14 protein-coding genes and 1 pseudogene are annotated in these 14,955 nt (G+C 65.2%); 7 read left to right on the top strand and 8 right to left on the bottom strand.

The window, feature by feature from the left end:
- Nucleotide 1 precedes the first annotated feature (1 nt).
- Both P5W98_RS25920 and P5W98_RS25915 read right to left on the bottom strand, forming a co-directional pair.
- Entirely contained in the window at nucleotides 2–430 is a 429-nt protein-coding gene (locus P5W98_RS25920) for an acyltransferase family protein (protein WP_434718540.1), read from the bottom strand.
- A gap of 123 nt (nucleotides 431–553) precedes the next feature.
- Nucleotides 554–871, bottom strand: coding sequence for a helix-turn-helix domain-containing protein (locus P5W98_RS25915; protein ID WP_421027621.1), 318 nt, complete (start codon nucleotides 869–871; stop codon nucleotides 554–556).
- Between the two features lie 404 nt (nucleotides 872–1,275).
- Between P5W98_RS25915 and P5W98_RS25910 the strand changes: the two genes are divergently transcribed.
- The 5 genes from P5W98_RS25910 (at nucleotide 1,276) to cysN (ending at nucleotide 6,877) form a co-directional block, all read left to right on the top strand.
- On the top strand, nucleotides 1,276–1,761 hold the full coding sequence (locus tag P5W98_RS25910; RefSeq protein WP_421027620.1) for an SRPBCC domain-containing protein: 486 nt from the start codon (nucleotides 1,276–1,278) through the stop codon (nucleotides 1,759–1,761).
- A 98-nt stretch (nucleotides 1,762–1,859) separates the two neighbouring features.
- Nucleotides 1,860–2,636 carry an SDR family oxidoreductase gene (locus P5W98_RS25905; protein WP_421027619.1) on the top strand — a complete coding sequence of 259 codons (777 nt, stop codon included), beginning with the start codon at nucleotides 1,860–1,862 and terminating at the stop codon, nucleotides 2,634–2,636.
- 21 nt (nucleotides 2,637–2,657) lie between these two features.
- A complete protein-coding gene (locus tag P5W98_RS25900; protein ID WP_421027618.1) occupies nucleotides 2,658–3,905 on the top strand; it encodes an NADH:flavin oxidoreductase in 1,248 nt (415 codons plus the stop codon).
- A 171-nt stretch (nucleotides 3,906–4,076) separates the two neighbouring features.
- A complete protein-coding gene (gene cysD / locus P5W98_RS25895; protein WP_421027617.1) occupies nucleotides 4,077–4,985 on the top strand; it encodes a sulfate adenylyltransferase subunit CysD in 909 nt (302 codons plus the stop codon).
- Complete coding sequence (cysN, locus tag P5W98_RS25890) at nucleotides 4,985–6,877, top strand: sulfate adenylyltransferase subunit CysN (protein ID WP_421027616.1); 1,893 nt, start codon at nucleotides 4,985–4,987, stop codon at nucleotides 6,875–6,877. The genes cysD and cysN overlap by 1 nt, the downstream gene beginning before the upstream one ends.
- 153 nt (nucleotides 6,878–7,030) lie before the next feature.
- Here cysN and P5W98_RS25885 read toward each other — a convergent pair whose 3' ends face one another.
- Nucleotides 7,031–7,237, bottom strand: a complete 207-nt coding sequence (locus P5W98_RS25885; RefSeq protein WP_421027615.1) for a hypothetical protein — start codon at nucleotides 7,235–7,237, stop codon at nucleotides 7,031–7,033.
- Nucleotides 7,238–7,527: 290 nt separating this feature from the next.
- On the opposite strand from P5W98_RS25885, the pseudogene P5W98_RS25880 reads away from it, so the two are divergent.
- Nucleotides 7,528–7,720: pseudogene (locus P5W98_RS25880) on the top strand (MFS transporter); the annotation flags it as partial.
- Nucleotides 7,721–7,766: 46 nt separating this feature from the next.
- On the opposite strand, the gene P5W98_RS25875 reads toward P5W98_RS25880, so the two are convergent.
- From P5W98_RS25875 to P5W98_RS25865, 3 genes are all read right to left on the bottom strand, one after another.
- On the bottom strand, nucleotides 7,767–9,272 hold the full coding sequence (locus P5W98_RS25875; RefSeq protein ID WP_421027614.1) for a M81 family metallopeptidase: 1,506 nt from the start codon (nucleotides 9,270–9,272) through the stop codon (nucleotides 7,767–7,769).
- A 169-nt stretch (nucleotides 9,273–9,441) separates the two neighbouring features.
- Nucleotides 9,442–9,873 carry a MarR family winged helix-turn-helix transcriptional regulator gene (locus P5W98_RS25870; RefSeq protein WP_421027613.1) on the bottom strand — a complete coding sequence of 144 codons (432 nt, stop codon included), beginning with the start codon at nucleotides 9,871–9,873 and terminating at the stop codon, nucleotides 9,442–9,444.
- Nucleotides 9,874–10,184: 311 nt separating this feature from the next.
- Nucleotides 10,185–10,721 carry a carboxymuconolactone decarboxylase family protein gene (locus P5W98_RS25865; RefSeq protein ID WP_421027612.1) on the bottom strand — a complete coding sequence of 179 codons (537 nt, stop codon included), beginning with the start codon at nucleotides 10,719–10,721 and terminating at the stop codon, nucleotides 10,185–10,187.
- A gap of 141 nt (nucleotides 10,722–10,862) precedes the next feature.
- Between P5W98_RS25865 and P5W98_RS25860 the strand changes: the two genes are divergently transcribed.
- The gene (locus P5W98_RS25860; protein ID WP_421027611.1) at nucleotides 10,863–11,789 is read left to right on the top strand and encodes an AraC family transcriptional regulator; all 927 of its coding nucleotides are present in this window, start codon (nucleotides 10,863–10,865) and stop codon (nucleotides 11,787–11,789) included.
- Nucleotides 11,790–11,848: 59 nt separating this feature from the next.
- Here the strand turns inward: P5W98_RS25860 and P5W98_RS25855 are convergent, their stop codons facing one another.
- On the bottom strand, nucleotides 11,849–13,291 hold the full coding sequence (locus P5W98_RS25855) for an efflux transporter outer membrane subunit (protein WP_421042746.1): 1,443 nt from the start codon (nucleotides 13,289–13,291) through the stop codon (nucleotides 11,849–11,851).
- A gap of 55 nt (nucleotides 13,292–13,346) precedes the next feature.
- Nucleotides 13,347–14,879: a DHA2 family efflux MFS transporter permease subunit gene (locus tag P5W98_RS25850; protein ID WP_421028026.1), complete on the bottom strand. Its 1,533-nt coding sequence runs from the start codon at nucleotides 14,877–14,879 to the stop codon at nucleotides 13,347–13,349.
- Between the last annotated feature and the right edge of the window lie 76 nt (nucleotides 14,880–14,955).

Here is a 14,955-nt window from a genome sequence, read left to right as displayed (position 1 = left end):
ATCATGTCGTCTCTACGCCTGATTTACGCAACAACGCCCAGTAAAGGGACCAGAGCACCGATTCCAGCAGATTGGCCGCATTGCCGAGCGGCTGGCAGAGCAGCGCAACAACGGCGAGCGGCAATCCAATACGCACATAGCGTGATGCGAAATAATTAATGGGCCGCAGCGTGGCGTCGCGGTGATATGCGTTGTGAATGCAATAACCGGAAATAACAAAAAAAACGATCACCGCAGCCGGTCCCGCGAACAACAGCACGGAGCCGGACCACAACGCGCCGCCGACACCCGCCAGCGAGGCCGGAAAGAATGCCTTGAACGGCGGCGGACCAAAGTGATAGAGCATCACCCAGAGCGCCGCCATGAACCGGATCGCGTCGATCTTCAGCGATTTGGCCGACGGTGCGCGGGACGCAGGCGCTCCGGACATGATGTGCCCCTTTTGCTAGTCAATGGCATGGAGCCTACCTGCGCCGGTGGTTAAAAAAAACATAAATAAATCGATGGATAAATCACCGGGAAAAGGGTGTGAGACGCGGAGCGCCCAGACCACTCAGTTCGTGGACGAAGAAAGGGGTTCGCTGCGGGGTTCGTTGTGCCGAACCGGAACGAAACCGACCTGCAAGCCGAATAGCTTTGCAATGCTGTTAAGAGAGTCGACGGTCGGATTCCCGGTGCCTCGCTCGATGTCCTGAATGACACGGCGGCTCACGCCACGGTGCGCGGCAAATTCCGCCTGGGTCAGGCCAGTCATCTTGCGCATCGCCTTCATCGCCTCGGGAATGCTCATGTCACCCCGATTGATCCTTTCGTAGAAGGCCGTGCGCAGGGCATTCTGCTCTTCATGGGTGGGGCGTGTCCGGCGCGGCATGATGATCCTCTGGCGGTTGAAGGGCTTTGAGTTGTCGGACCTGCGTATCGATGGACGGCACCAGGCATTCCACTGGCAACGGCTGCCGCCGGGCTCGACCTGCGCACAATCGACCCAGTGACCGTTCAGGAATATTTGCAGGGTGCAATCCGCGGATCATCTCCTTTGCCTCATAAATGTAGGACAAGTGGACTCTGATTCTCTTAAACGCCTCTTATACGAAGCATTTTCGTGTACCAGGCCACCCGGCTTGCCTCCCCGATCACCACCACGCCACAGCCTCCTGGGGTTTGCCCGCCTTTAGTCCGTCCGGACGAGGAAGGCGTGGCCCTTCGGGTGACACGATGTCGACGCGTGAGGCGGGCACGCCTCGCACAACCCCTTTCCACCCCAAGGAGCCTTGCATGCCCGACTCGCCCTACCTCGTCATCTCGGACAAAGTCGAAATCGATGCGCCAGCATCGTTCGTCTGGGACATCCTGATCGATCTCCCGCGCTATCCCGAGTGGAACCCTTACACCGTGAAAGTCGAATCGACGCTGCGCATGGGCGAGCCGGTCAACCTGTATCTGCCCGACCCGACGCGCAACGGCGAGTTGATCCACGTGGTCGAGCACCTGGCCGCGTTCGACCACCCGAAACTGCTCTCGTGGGAAATGATTTCAAGCGCGGACAATCCCGACGCGGCACGCCGCGACCAGATCATTGAGGTGCTGGACGAAGCGCGTTGCCGCTATCACTCCACCGATCTGTTCATCGGGCCGACCGCGCCCACCGTGATGGCGCAGCACGGTGAATGGGTGCGTCAGGGATTCTCCGCCGTCGCACACGCGCTCAAGCAGCGCGCGGAAACGCTGTACCGCGAGGCCCGCGCGGCACAAACCGCCTGATTTTCAGGCATGCAGCCAGCTCCTGCGCCGCGCGCACGGTCGGCGGACCAGGCGCGGCGCTTCCCCTCATCCCGCCACTCCAACCGAAGAGCCCACACATGAAAACCGCAGTCATCACCGGCAGCGCCTCGGGCATCGGCGCGGCCGTTCATCGTCAATTCGCCGATGCCGGCATGCACGTGATCGGCGTCGATATCGCGCGCGCCGACGTATGCGCCGACCTTTCGCACGCCGCCGGCCGCGCAGCCGCCCTCGATGCCGTGCTCGCGCGCAGCGGCGACGCCATCGACACGCTGGTCTGTTGCGCGGGCCTCGGTCCGCAGGCCGAGCCTGCTACGTTGGGCGCAAGCGTCAACTACTTCGGCGCGCTTGCGCTGCTCGACGGCCTGTTCGAAGCGCTCAAGCGCGGCAGCCAGCCGGCGGCCGTGGTGGTGTCGTCGAACTCCGCGACACTGCAACCGTGGAGCGGTCATCCGTTGCACGAAGCCTTTCTCGATGGCGACGAGGCTCGCGTGCACGCTCTCGTCGATGCAAGCCCCGCCGACCAGGCCGGCTACCTTGCCTACGCCAGCTCCAAGCACGCCCTCGCCGTCGCGGTGCGCCGCCGCGCCGACTCATGGGGCCGTGCCGGCGTGCGCCTGAACGCTGTCGCACCGGGCGCGGTGCAAACGCCGCTGCTCGAAGCGGGCTTGCGCGATGCGCGCTACGGCGAGGCCATCCGCCAGTTCGTGCCACCGGTCGGGCGCCGCGCCGAGCCCGGCGAAATCGCTTCGCTGATCCACTATGTTTGCGGCGAGCAGGCCGGGTTCATGCATGGCAGCGTGCTCTTTATCGACGGCGGCCACGACGCGACGGTGCGCCCGGACGCTTTCTGAAATCACCACGGAGTGAGCGACATGCACAAAGAACACGCTGGCGATCCGCCGCCCTCGCCATTTTCTCCGGTGCGACTCGGCCCGCTCACGCTGCGCAACCGCTTCATCAAGGCGGGCGCCAACGAGGGCATGACGCCCGCCGGACTGCCCACCCAGGCGCTGCTCAAACACCATCGCGACCTGGCTGCCGGCGGCATCGGCATGACGACAGTGGCCTATGCGGCCGTGGCCGCCGACGGCCTGACGTTCCCGCATCAAATGCATATGCACGCAGGCATCGTGCCGCATTTGCGCGCGCTGACCGATGCGGTGCATCGCGAAGGCGCTGCCGCGTGCCTGCAACTGACGCATGCCGGCTCGTTCACGATGATGCGCCACGGCGGCAGCCGTGCGCCGGGTTCGGCGTCCGGCGGACTGAACGCATTCGGCATGCTCTACGGCGTGTATTTCCAGCGCGCGATGAGCGAGGTCGACATGGTGCGCATGGCCGCCGAGTTCGCTCGAGCGGCGCAGCTCGCGCGCGAGAGCGGCTTCGACGCCGTGGAAATCCATATGGGCCACGGCTATCTGCTCAACCAGTTTCTCTCACCGCTCAGCAATCGCCGCCACGATGGCTTTGGCGGCAGCGTCGAGCAGCGCAGCCGCTTTCCCGTGCACGTGCTCAATCAGGTCAAGGACGCCGTGGGCGCGCAACTCGCGGTCACGTGCAAGCTGAGCGTGAACGACGGCGTGCCGGGCGGCAACACCGCGCACGATTCGGCGGTGACCGCGCGCCTGCTGGAAGCGGCCGGCGCCGATCTCCTCACGCTGAGCGGCGGGCGCAATGTGGAAAGCCCCTGGGTACTGTTCGGCAGTCCCATGCCCACTACAGCGATGAAGGCCGCCGCGCCGCATGCGTTCGCGCGCTTCGGGGTGAAGGTGCTGGAAATGCGCACGCCGCGGGATCTGCGCTTCCGCGAGCACTATTTCCTTGAGGATTCCAGAACGATACGCGATGCCGTGAAAATGCCACTTGCCTATGTCGGTGGCGTGCTGTCGATCGACGGCGTCGGGCAGTTGATGGCCGAAGGGTTCGACTGCGTGGCGCTCGCGCGGGCGTTGATCCACGATCCCGCATTGGTCACGCACTTTCGCGACGGCACCGTCACGCGCTCCGCGTGCAATAGCTGCAACGCCTGCGTCGCGAGAATCTACGACCCGGCGGGCGTGAGCTGCGTGCTCGGCCCCGCCAACGATCCCGCGCTCACGCAGCAACTCGCCGCAAGTTGATCCTGCCCGTCCGATCGCGGACCGCCGGATCTTAGTCCGGTCGGACGAAGAATTCACAGCCCCCAAACCGGTAAGTTCTCCTCCATGCAGCCGCGTGTTTCGATTCCCCCGTCGATTCCCCCGTCGATCAACCCGAACCGCGAGCGATGCATGAAAAACAGGAGACTATCGATGTTGAGCCCGACGTTGACCCATCTGGAGCGCCTCGAAGCCGAGAGCATCCACATCATGCGCGAGGTCGTGGCGGAGTGCGAGAAGCCGGTCATGCTGTATTCGATCGGCAAGGACAGCTCCGTCATGCTGCATCTCGCCATGAAGGCCTTTTACCCCGCCAAGCCGCCCTTCGCCCTGCTGCACGTGGACACCACCTGGAAGTTCCGCGAGATGATCGAGTTTCGAGACCAGACTGCGCAGCGCCTCGGCCTCGACCTGCTGGTTCACGTGAACCCGGAAGGCGTCGCAAAGGACATCAACCCGTTCACGCACGGCTCGGCGGTCCACACCGACGTGTGGAAGACCCAAGGCCTCAAGCAGGCGCTCGACCACTACGGCTTCGACGCCGCGTTCGGCGGCGCGCGCCGCGACGAGGAAAAATCACGCGCGAAAGAGCGCGTGTTTTCGCTGCGCTCCGAGCAGCACCGCTGGGACCCGAAGATGCAGCGCCCTGAGCTCTGGCATCTCTATAACGCCCGCAAACGCAAAGGCGAAAGCATTCGCGTCTTTCCCATCTCCAACTGGACCGAGCTCGACATCTGGCAATACATCTATCTGGAGACTATTCCCATCGTGCCGCTCTACTACGCGAAGAAGCGCCCGGTGGTGGAACGCAACGGCACCCTCATCATGGTTGACGACGAGCGCCTGCCGCTGCGCGAAGGCGAAGTCCCGCACATGAAGAACGTGCGCTTTCGCACGCTCGGCTGCTACCCGCTCACCGGCGCGATCGAAAGCGAGGCCGACACCCTGCCCGGCATCATCGAAGAAATGCTGCTGGCGAAGACGTCCGAGCGCCAGGGCCGGCTGATCGACAGCGACTCGGCAGGATCGATGGAAAAGAAGAAACAGGAGGGCTACTTCTAATGTCCACAGTCACCACCACGATCGCCGACGACATCGCGCGATACCTGAGCGCGCAGCAGGAAAAGAGCCTGCTTCGCTTCATCACCTGCGGCAGCGTGGACGACGGCAAGAGCACGCTGATCGGCCGCCTGCTCTACGAGTCGAAGATGCTGTTCGAAGACCAGCTGAGCCAGCTCGAAGCCGATTCGAAGAAGGTCGGCAGCCAGGGCGGCAATCTCGACTTTGCGCTGCTCGTGGACGGCCTCGCGGCCGAGCGCGAGCAAGGCATCACCATCGACGTCGCCTACCGCTTCTTCGCGACGGACAAGCGCAAGTTCATCGTGGCCGACACGCCGGGCCACGAGCAGTACACGCGCAACATGATCACGGGCGCCTCCACGGCGGACGTGGCCGTGATTCTCGTGGACGCGCGCAAGGGCTTGCTCACGCAAACGCACCGCCACAGCTATCTCGTCTCGCTGATCGGCATTCGCCGCATCGTGCTCGCCGTGAACAAGCTCGACATGGTCGGGTATTCGCGGGAGATATTCGAAAGGATCGCGAATGAATATCGCGCGTTCGCGGCGCAGATCGGGCTGCACGACATCGTGAGCATTCCGCTTTCGGCGCTCGCGGGCGACAACGTCACCGACTCCAGCGCCAATACGCCGTGGTACAGCGGTCCCTCGCTGATGGCGTATCTGGAAAGCGTGCCCGTGGAAGACGACGCGCGCCTGAACCAGCCGTTCCGGCTGCCGGTGCAGTGGGTGAATCGTCCAAACCTGAATTTCCGCGGCTACGCGGGCAACATTTCGGCGGGCGAGATCCGCCGCGGCGAACGCGTGCGCGTACTGCCGTCGGGCCGCGATAGCCGCGTCGCGTCGATCATCACTGCTGCAGGCGAAGCGGCCAGCGCGCGCAGCGGCCAGGCCATCACGCTCACGCTCGAAGACGAAATCGACATCAGCCGTGGCGACGTCATCGCGCGCGCCGACGCGCCACCCGCCGTCGCCGACCAGTTCGAAGCCACGCTGGTCTGGATGAACGAAGAGCCGATGCTGCCCGGCCGCCCCTATCTGCTGAAGATCGGCACGCGCACCGTGGGCGTGACCTGCCAGCAGCCGAAATACCGCGTGAACGTGAATACGCTCGAGCACCTGGCCGCGCGCACGCTGGAGATGAACGAAATCGGCGTGTGCAACCTGAATCTCGACCGCGCCGTGGCGTTCGATCCGTATGCAGAAAACCGCGAAACGGGCGGCTTCATCGTGATCGACCGGCTCACCAACAACACCGTGGGCGCGGGCATGCTGCACTTCGCGTTGCGGCGTTCGCAGAACGTGCACTGGCAGGCCACGGTCGTCGACGCCGGCGCACGCGCTACGCTCAAACATCAGACGCCGCGCGTAGTGTGGTTCACGGGGCTCTCGGGCGCGGGCAAGTCGACGATTGCCAACCTCGTCGAGCAAAAGCTGCATGCGCTCGGCAAGCACACGTATCTGCTCGACGGCGATAACGTGCGACACGGCCTGAACAAGGACCTGGGCTTCTCCGAAGCCGATCGCGTCGAGAACATCCGGCGCGTGTCCGAGGTGGCGCGGCTCATGATGGACGCCGGGCTCATTGCGCTCGTCTCATTCATCTCGCCGTTCCGTGCCGAACGCGACATGGCGCGCGCGCTCGCGGGACCGGACAGCTTCGTCGAGATCTTCGTCGATACGCCGATCGCCGTGGCCGAAGAGCGCGATCCCAAAGGGCTCTACAAGAAGGCGCGCAGCGGCGAGTTGAAGAACTTCACCGGCATCGACTCGCCGTACGAGCCGCCCGAGCATCCCGAGATCCGCATCGACACGACCGCCGACACGCCGGAGCACGCGGCCGGCAGAATCGTCGACTGGCTCCTGCATCGTTAAAGCGGCAAGCACCGGCCCGCCTCGTCCAGCACTCGCGGACGAGGCGGGCCACGTCGTTTGCCTCGCGGAAAGCACAATCTGCCGAGCGCGCCGATGCGCGCCCGGCAGGTTTTCAGATCAGGCAGAAATCACACGCCGGGACCGCGGCGTGCGTCACATGCCGTGCAGCGCGGCAATGGTCAGACGGGATCGGTCGAGCGGCGCGCAGCCCTGGGGCTGCCCGCTGGCATCGGCCGGACGGCACGGCGATGCGCCGGCGGCATACCGATCCTGATCGGGCGCGCCCATCGAGTAACTCACGGCCGCGACAGTAGCGAGTGCCGCAACGGTAAGCGTGCACACCTTTTTCGTCAGCTTCATGGACCGTCTCCCGATTAAAACGTGCGGGGCATTCGTGGCTTCGAGCCAGTGGCGATTCGGCATCGCGACGAATGTTGACAAGTTAGTGGGACGCCCCTGCCGCGCCATCGTCCATTCAGCCTAAGGTCTAACGTGGGCTACCAGAAGCCGCATGTTTATAAAAATATATATTGCATGCAAAATCCAATTCGACTCATTTGTAGATGCTCTCGCTGGTCACCCCGAGGACCGGCGCGGCAGCACTGACGTATCTGATAACAGGACAAGGGAGACGCGGCGGAAACCACCGCATTTTCTTCATCGGCTGTTTTCTGTTCGAAGTACCAAGTAATCTCGCGCTGCACCTGGTTCGGCGCGAAGATCTGGATCGGCCGCATCATGGTGACGTGGGGCCCGCTCTCGGCGTGCTTCGTGTTCGTGAAGACCCTTGCGGCCTTCTACACGCTGCGCTTCTTGCCCGGCCTCGCCGAGGTGTGCTTCACGATATCGTCGTAGAGATTCGCACGCGTATCGATCGGGCTGAACGCATTCAGCGCTCGCGCCACGCGGTGTCCTCGTCGAGCGGATAGACGGGGCGCTCGAGCCGCGTGTAGCGGAAGAGCCCATAGTCCGATCCCGTGACGCCACGGCTGTCGCATTCGACCAGCCCCGCCGCGATCGGCACGAATACCGGCCGGCAATACATGCGCGACTTCAGCAGCAGAAAGCGCGCGCGGCGCGGATCGATGCCCACGCTCTCGAACACGCCGAGGTCCCACGGTTCGTGCGTGCGCTCGGTCACGACCAGCGTCGCCGCGCCCGTGTCGAGCACCGCCGCGCGTCCCATATACGCACGCTGGCCGGTATAGGTCGGGCCGGTGATTACGTATTCGCCATCGGTAATGGCGCGCACGACGCCGGTGGCCATGAACGGCGCGCGCGGCGCAGCGCCCTCGCGCGCGAGCTTGTTACCGATGCCGAGCGTCACGCGCGCGCCTACGCCCGCTTCGATCAGCGCGGCAACGGCCTCGGGATCGCACAGCGGACCGCTCACCATGCCCGTCAGCCCCTGCGCGAGTGCCGCCTCGAGCAGATCCATCGTGTCGCATGTTCCGCCCGACATGCAGTTGTCGCCGTGATCGAGCAGGAGCACGGGCTTGCCTGTGCCTTCGGCATCGTGCGCGTCCTGCGCGAGCCGCGCCGCTTGCGCGACCGACTCCGCGAGCGGCGGGCTGCGATAGACGAACTCACCGCGCTCGTCCCAGATCTGCCGCGCAATGCGTTCGGCCACCGCTTCCGCCGCTGCGGCATCGCCGTCGCCCACCACTACCACGCTGATGCACGGCGCGGGAATGTCCGCGAGAGAAAAGCCGGCGAGCACCGATACGGCCAGCATGCCCTCGGCCTCGGCAGCGCGCGCGGCCTCGACGGCGCGGCGCATCGCGCCATCGGCGCTCGCGCTGCGCAGGGTCGACGTGAGCAGCGGCGGACGCCGCCATGCGAGCACCGGGCGCGCGCGCCCCTTCACGCGCGCGAATAGCAGGCGCGCGGCGTGCTCTCCCGTCTCGTACATGTCCACGTGCGGATAGGTCTTGAAGCTCACCATCACGTCCGCGTTTTCGATCATCTTCTGCGTGACGTTGCCGTGCAGATCGAGCGCGACTGCGATCGGCGCATCGGGCAAGGTCGCGCGCACGCGTTCGAGCAGATCGCCTTCGCCGTCTGGCGTTTGCTCCGCAACCATTGCGCCATGCAGGTCGAGCAAGACCGCGTCGCAGCCCGGCGCGGCCGCAACGATCGCCTCGCAGATCGCCGCAAAGGCATCGGCGGCCACCGGCCCGCTCGGATTCGCCGATGCCGACACCGGCGTGACGATTTGCGCGCCCTCGCGCTCGGCCGCGTCGATGAACGCCGACATCGCCGTGCGCATGCCCTTGTTCTCGCGATACGCGTCCTCGCCCCACGCGGGGCCGTTGCCGCCGAACGCGGCCAGCGGCGTCGCGACCGGCGAGAACGTGTTGGTCTCGTGATTCATGCGCGCGATGAGGATTTTCATGCGAAAGCCTGCTATTCCCGTCAAAGTCTTATCTGTATTGGACGTGGGCGTTCGTGCAATTGTTGGACCACCATCTGACCCACCACAATATCGTGGCTTTACCCGGTACGTCTGGACGCCGGCGATAACCTTCGGACCCCACCCAGTGCGCCGGGTGAACCTCGAACGTTCATCCCGCAGCGCCGGTAAGCGCGAAGAGTTCTGCGCGCAGCGCCTTGGCGCGGTCGCGCTTCATGTGCTGCTCGAATTCAGCCTGCGCGTCGAGCCACAGCGAGTGCGCCTTCTCGTAGCGGCGCACGCCGTCCGCCGAAAGACGATAGACCAGTGTGCGCGTGTCGTGCTCCGCCGCGAACGCGAGCACGAGGCCGTCGCGCTGCAAGGGCTTGAGTGCACGCACGAGCGTCGTGCGGTCCATCACAAGGTCGTCGGAGAGTTCCGCAGCCGTGGCGTCCGGACGGCCCGCGAGACGCGAAAGAATCGTGAATTGCGCAGCCGTGACGCCCGCCTGCGAAAGATGGCGCTCATAAAGCTGCGTAACGAAGCGCGCCGCCTGCCGCAACGCGAAACAATTGCATTCCTCACGTGCCACTCGCTTTGCCATCTGTGATTACCTCGATTTGCTTCGTCCATCATGCGCCCTGCTCGCCTCGCTCGGCCCCGTCCGCGCCCGGCCATCATACTGTCTCGAGCGCGAGCGCGATACCCTGGCCGCCGCCGATGCAAAGCGTCACGACCAAATCGCGCCCAGTTCCGTCGCCTGCACGCCTTTTTGTGCGCCATTGTATGCGCCGATGGCGGTACGTACCGGGTGGCAGGCTGCTTTCGCCGAATCGATGCTCGTGATTCGTGGCACGTTTTATGGCACGCCATCCAGGCAGTGCGAAATTCCAGCGCGCGAGCGTCGCTATGCAATTACGCCACTGCCGGGAAATCAAGCGTCGTATCGTTGACCCGGTTTACGAGGTTCGTGAATGTGATCGACGTGATGGCAAGCGCAATCTCCACGATCTGGCGCTCCGTATAGCCTGCGCCGCGAATCGCATTCACCTCGGCTTCGGCAACCGTGCCGTGCGTGCGCACCAGCACGCGCACGAAATGCACCAGCGCATCGCGCTTCGCGTCGCCGGTTGCAGCGCCGGCGCGAAGCTGCTTCATGGCTTCGGGGGAAAGACCCGCGGCCTTGCCTGCCAGCGTATGCGCAGCGATACAGTAGTCACAGCCCGCTACTTCGCTCACCGCAAGCTTGACGGCTTCGATATCGGGCTTCGTAAGCGAGCCGCCGGCCAGCACCGCATCAACGGCCAGCATCGCGCCGAGTGCTTCGGGGCTGTGCGTGCCGATGGTGGCATAAGCGTTCGGCACCTTGCCGATGGCCTTGCGGATCTTCGCGAAGATTTCGGCGGCTGCGCCCGTGGCGGCTTCGGGACGAATGGCGGAAAGACGGGACATGATCGACTCCTTGAGTTGAATTGCACTGACTGCGTTGCGTAGCCATCGTCGATGGCATGCAGTCACTTTAGTCGCGCGCCCCCAAGCTATTAATGCCAGAATGACGCGACTTCATGCCCATTCGTCTCATCCATGCCGCCCATGGACATCCTCAGCCGCCTGCTCACGCTCATGCCCGTCGCGGGCCGCCTCGACGTGCGCTGCCACTTCGGCGCGCCGTGGCGCATCGATCAGCCCGCCGCCGACGCGCGCGAGATCCGCTATCACGTGATGTTGAGCGGAAAGGCCATCGTCGAGGATGCGCACGGCGCACCCACGGCCCTGCATGCGGGCGACATCGTGCTGTATCCTTCGGGCGCGCCCCATCTGCTGCACGATGGCAGCGGCGCGCCGCCGGCCGCTGTCGAACGGCGCTTCGAGCACGGTCATGCGGTCGAAACCAACCTTGCCGAAAACCGCGCCGCCGATGTGCTCTGCGGCAGCTTCCTGTTGCCCGCCGTTCCGCAGCGCCTGCTGCGCGAGAATCTGCCCGCGCGGCTCGTGGTGCACAGCGCCAGTGCCGGCGACAACCCGCCCGAGCGTCTCGTGCGCCTGATCGCGCTGCTGCGCGACGAGGCGCTCGACGCGCAGCCCGGCAGCGAATCGCTCGTCAACCATCTTTCGGGTGCGCTCTTCGCGCTCACGCTGCGCTATGCAAGCCGTGCCGATGTGCCGCCGCGCGGCCTGCTCGCGCTCGCACGGCAACCGCGCCTGCAACCGGCCATCGACGCCATGTTCGATGCGCCCGGCAAGCCGTGGACGCTGCCGGAGCTCGCCGCGCTGTGCCACATGTCGCGCGCGACGTTCGCGCGCCACTTCGACGAAGCAATCGGGCGCAGCGCAACCGAGGTGCTCACCGACATCCGCATGACGCTCGCCGGCCGCTTGCTCGCGCAAGGTGGCCAGCCGGTAGCCGAGATCGGCGAGTTCGTGGGCTATCAGTCCGATGCCGCGTTTCAGCGCAGCTTCAAGCGACACGTGGGGATGACGCCCGCGCAATGGCGCGCTACAGTGCGCGCGGGTACATGAGCGCCATGACCCAAACGACTGCTCCGGCCGCACGCAGATTCGCACCGCGGCGCGCATGGTCATCCGCCTCGAGCCGCGCGCGTGGCCGCCATACTTGCGCCCGCCGCGACCACCTCGCCGCTCTGACTCCAGCCGCCACCCAGCGACCGGTAGAGCGCCACCGCCGCGAGCGCGCGCTCGCGCTGCGCGTCGTTGAGCAGATCGGTATCGGCAAGCCAGGTCTGCTGCGCGCTCAGCACGTCGAGAAAGTCGGTTGCGCCGCCCTTGTATAGCTGATTCGCGAGTTTGAGCGCCTGCCCGGAAGACGCCACGGCGTCGCGCAACTGCTGCGTCTGTCCCGCCGTGCTCACGAGGTCGCTGCGGCTGTCCTCCACTTCGCGCAGCGCCTGCAACATCGTCTGCTGCAAGTTCAGTTGCGACTCGCGCATGCGGCTCTCGTTCTGCTCGATGTCGGCGGTGATGCGGCCCGCGTTGAAGATCGGGCTCGTGGCGCTGAGTGCCGCGCTGAAAAGATTGTCGGTAAGCGTGGGCAGGCCGAGATACGACGAAGCGAGCACGCCGTCCGTGAGATTCAACGTGAACTTCGGATAGCGCTCCGCGCGCGCGACGCCCACTTCCGCAGCGCGCTGCTGCACGGTCGCGTAAGCGGCCTGGATGTCGGGGCGGCGCAGCAGGGCCTCCGAGGGCAGCGATTGCGGCACGCTCGCGGGCGCGGCGGGAATCGGCGCGGGCTCAGCCAGCGCAAGCTGCGCAACCGATTCGGGTGTGCGCCCCGTATACACCGCGATCAGGTTCAGTTGATGATCGACGCTCGCCTGCGCACGCGGAATGCGTGCCTGCAACTCGCTCAACTGCGTTTGCGCGCGCGATACGTCGAGTTGCGTCGAAAGGCCATATTTCAGGCGGTCCTGAGTCAGCTGCCACGTGCGTTGTCTGATCGATACGTTATCCTGGAGTATCTTTAATTCGGCTTGTGCCCAACGCAAGTCCATATACGCCGACGCGGTGTCCGCCGCCAGCGCGAGCCGCACTGCGTCCAGCGCGTGTTGCTGGCCCACCAGATTCGCCTGAGCCGCGAGCAGTTCGAGGCGCTCGCCGCCGAATACGTCGGGCGACCAGCCCAACGCCAGACCCGCGCCCGCCTGCTTCACGTAGCCGAGCGGCGGCGGCGTGTTCTGCCGCGCGTACGCGCCGCGCGCCGTGAAGTCCAGTTGCGGCAGCAGCGCGGCGTGCTTCTGCGTCGTGATCGATTGCGCCTGCTTCACACGCTCGGCGGCGGCTTGCAGGTCGAGATTGCCGCTCAGCACGGTAGACAGCAGCGCGTCGAGCGTCGGGTCACCAAACTGGGCCCACCACGCGCGCACGTCGACGGCATCCGCAGGCGCGTCGATGCGCCATGCGGCAGGAGCCGTCGCCTGCACGGCGGCAGGCAGGTCGGCGTGCTGCGCGGGCTGCACGGCGCAGGCGGCCAACACGGCCGCCGCTAGCGCCGCGAGTCCCATGCGTGCCGAGCTCCGGAAACGTTGGTTTATCGATAGCATAGGAAACCTCATGAACTCAGTGAGCATCGGGCGGCGGCGCCCCATGGATCGGATTTGAGAACGCCACACAGGCAATGGCAACCACGAAACACAGCGAGAGTACGAAAAACGTATCGGAGAACGTCATCACCTGCGCCTCGCGCAGCACGAGCGCATGCAGTTGCGCAAGGCTCGCTTGTGACGCGTCGAGCGTGTTGCCTGCTACGGAGGCCCAGTGGCCCGTGCTCCCCGCGAGCAAGGTCTGGACTTGTGGCACGCCTTGCACGACGTGCTCGTTCAGGCGCAGATAGTGGAAGTTGAGCCGGTCGTTGAGCATGGTCGAGCTGACCGCAATGCCGATTGCGCCGCCCAGATTGCGCATCAGGTTGAACAGGCCGCTTGCCGACTTGAGCCGCGAGGGCGGCAGCGAGCCGAGCGACATCGTGACGATCGGGGGAATCGCGAACTGCTGGCCCACGCCACGCAGGGCCTGCGGCAGCAGGAATTGCTGCCAGCCCCAGTCGTGCGTGATCGGCACGTACAAATAGCAGCCGAGGCCGAAGCAAACGAGGCCGAACAGCATCAACACCCGCAGGCTGAAAAAGCGCGTAGCGAAGGCATAAACGCCGAGCGCGAGCATCTGGAACACGCCCACCGAGAGCAGCGAAAGCCCGATCTGCAACGAGCTGAAGCCGCGCACTTCGGCGAGAAAGAGCGGCGTGAGGAACACCGCCACGAAAATGCCGATGCCCGTGACGAACGAAAGCAGGCTGCCGATGCCGAAATTGCGCACCGCGAGCGCGCGCAGGTCGACCACCGCATCCTTCGCGGTGAGTGCGTGCACGACGAAGAGAAAGCCGCAGATCGCCGAGATCCATGCGCAGGCCACGATGGCGTCGTCGCCGAACCAGTTCTTGCGCGGGCCTTCTTCGAGCACGTATTCGAGGCAACCGAGAAAGCCGCACATCAGCACGATGCCGAGATAGTCTCCGCGCTTGATGAGCGAGAGATCGGGCTCGTCGATATGCACGTACTTCGGCACGAGCGCGGCCACGGCGATGCCCGGCACGAGGTTCAGGTAGAACAGCCAGTGCCACGACCACTGGTCCGTGATCCAGCCGCCTATCACGGGGCCGAGCGTGGGTGCGAGCGAGGCGAGCGCGCCGATGGTCGTGGACGCCACAAGCCGCTGCTTGCCCGGAAACAGCACGAAGGCCGTGGTGAACACGGTGGGGATCATCGCCGCGCCCAGCGCGCCTTGCAGCGCGCGAAACATGATCATCGACTGGATGTCCCAGGCGAGACCGCACAGCATGCTCGTGATCGTGAAGCCCACCGCCGAGGCCACAAACAGCCAGCGCGTGGAGAACACCTTCGAGAGCCAGCCGGACAGGGGGATCACCATGATCTCGGCGATCAGGTAGGCGGTCTGCACCCAGGACAGCTCGTCCTGGCTCGCGGAAAGCCCGCCCCCGATATCGCGCAGCGAGGAGGCGACGATCTGGATGTCGAGCGTGGCCATGAAAAAGCCGATGCACATCAGCGCAAAGGCGAAGGCGCGCTGCGCCATGGGCTGCTCGTGCGGCGCGAGCTTGAGGTGCGCCGCGCGGGCCTCGTGCCCGGCCGTTACAGGGCGTACTTCGATG

This window comes from Paraburkholderia sp. A1BS-2L, from assembly GCF_051125205.1.
GTDB lineage: Bacteria > Pseudomonadota > Gammaproteobacteria > Burkholderiales > Burkholderiaceae > Paraburkholderia.
Note: the sequence above shows the minus strand (reverse complement) of the source record. Positions and strands in the feature narration are given on the sequence as shown.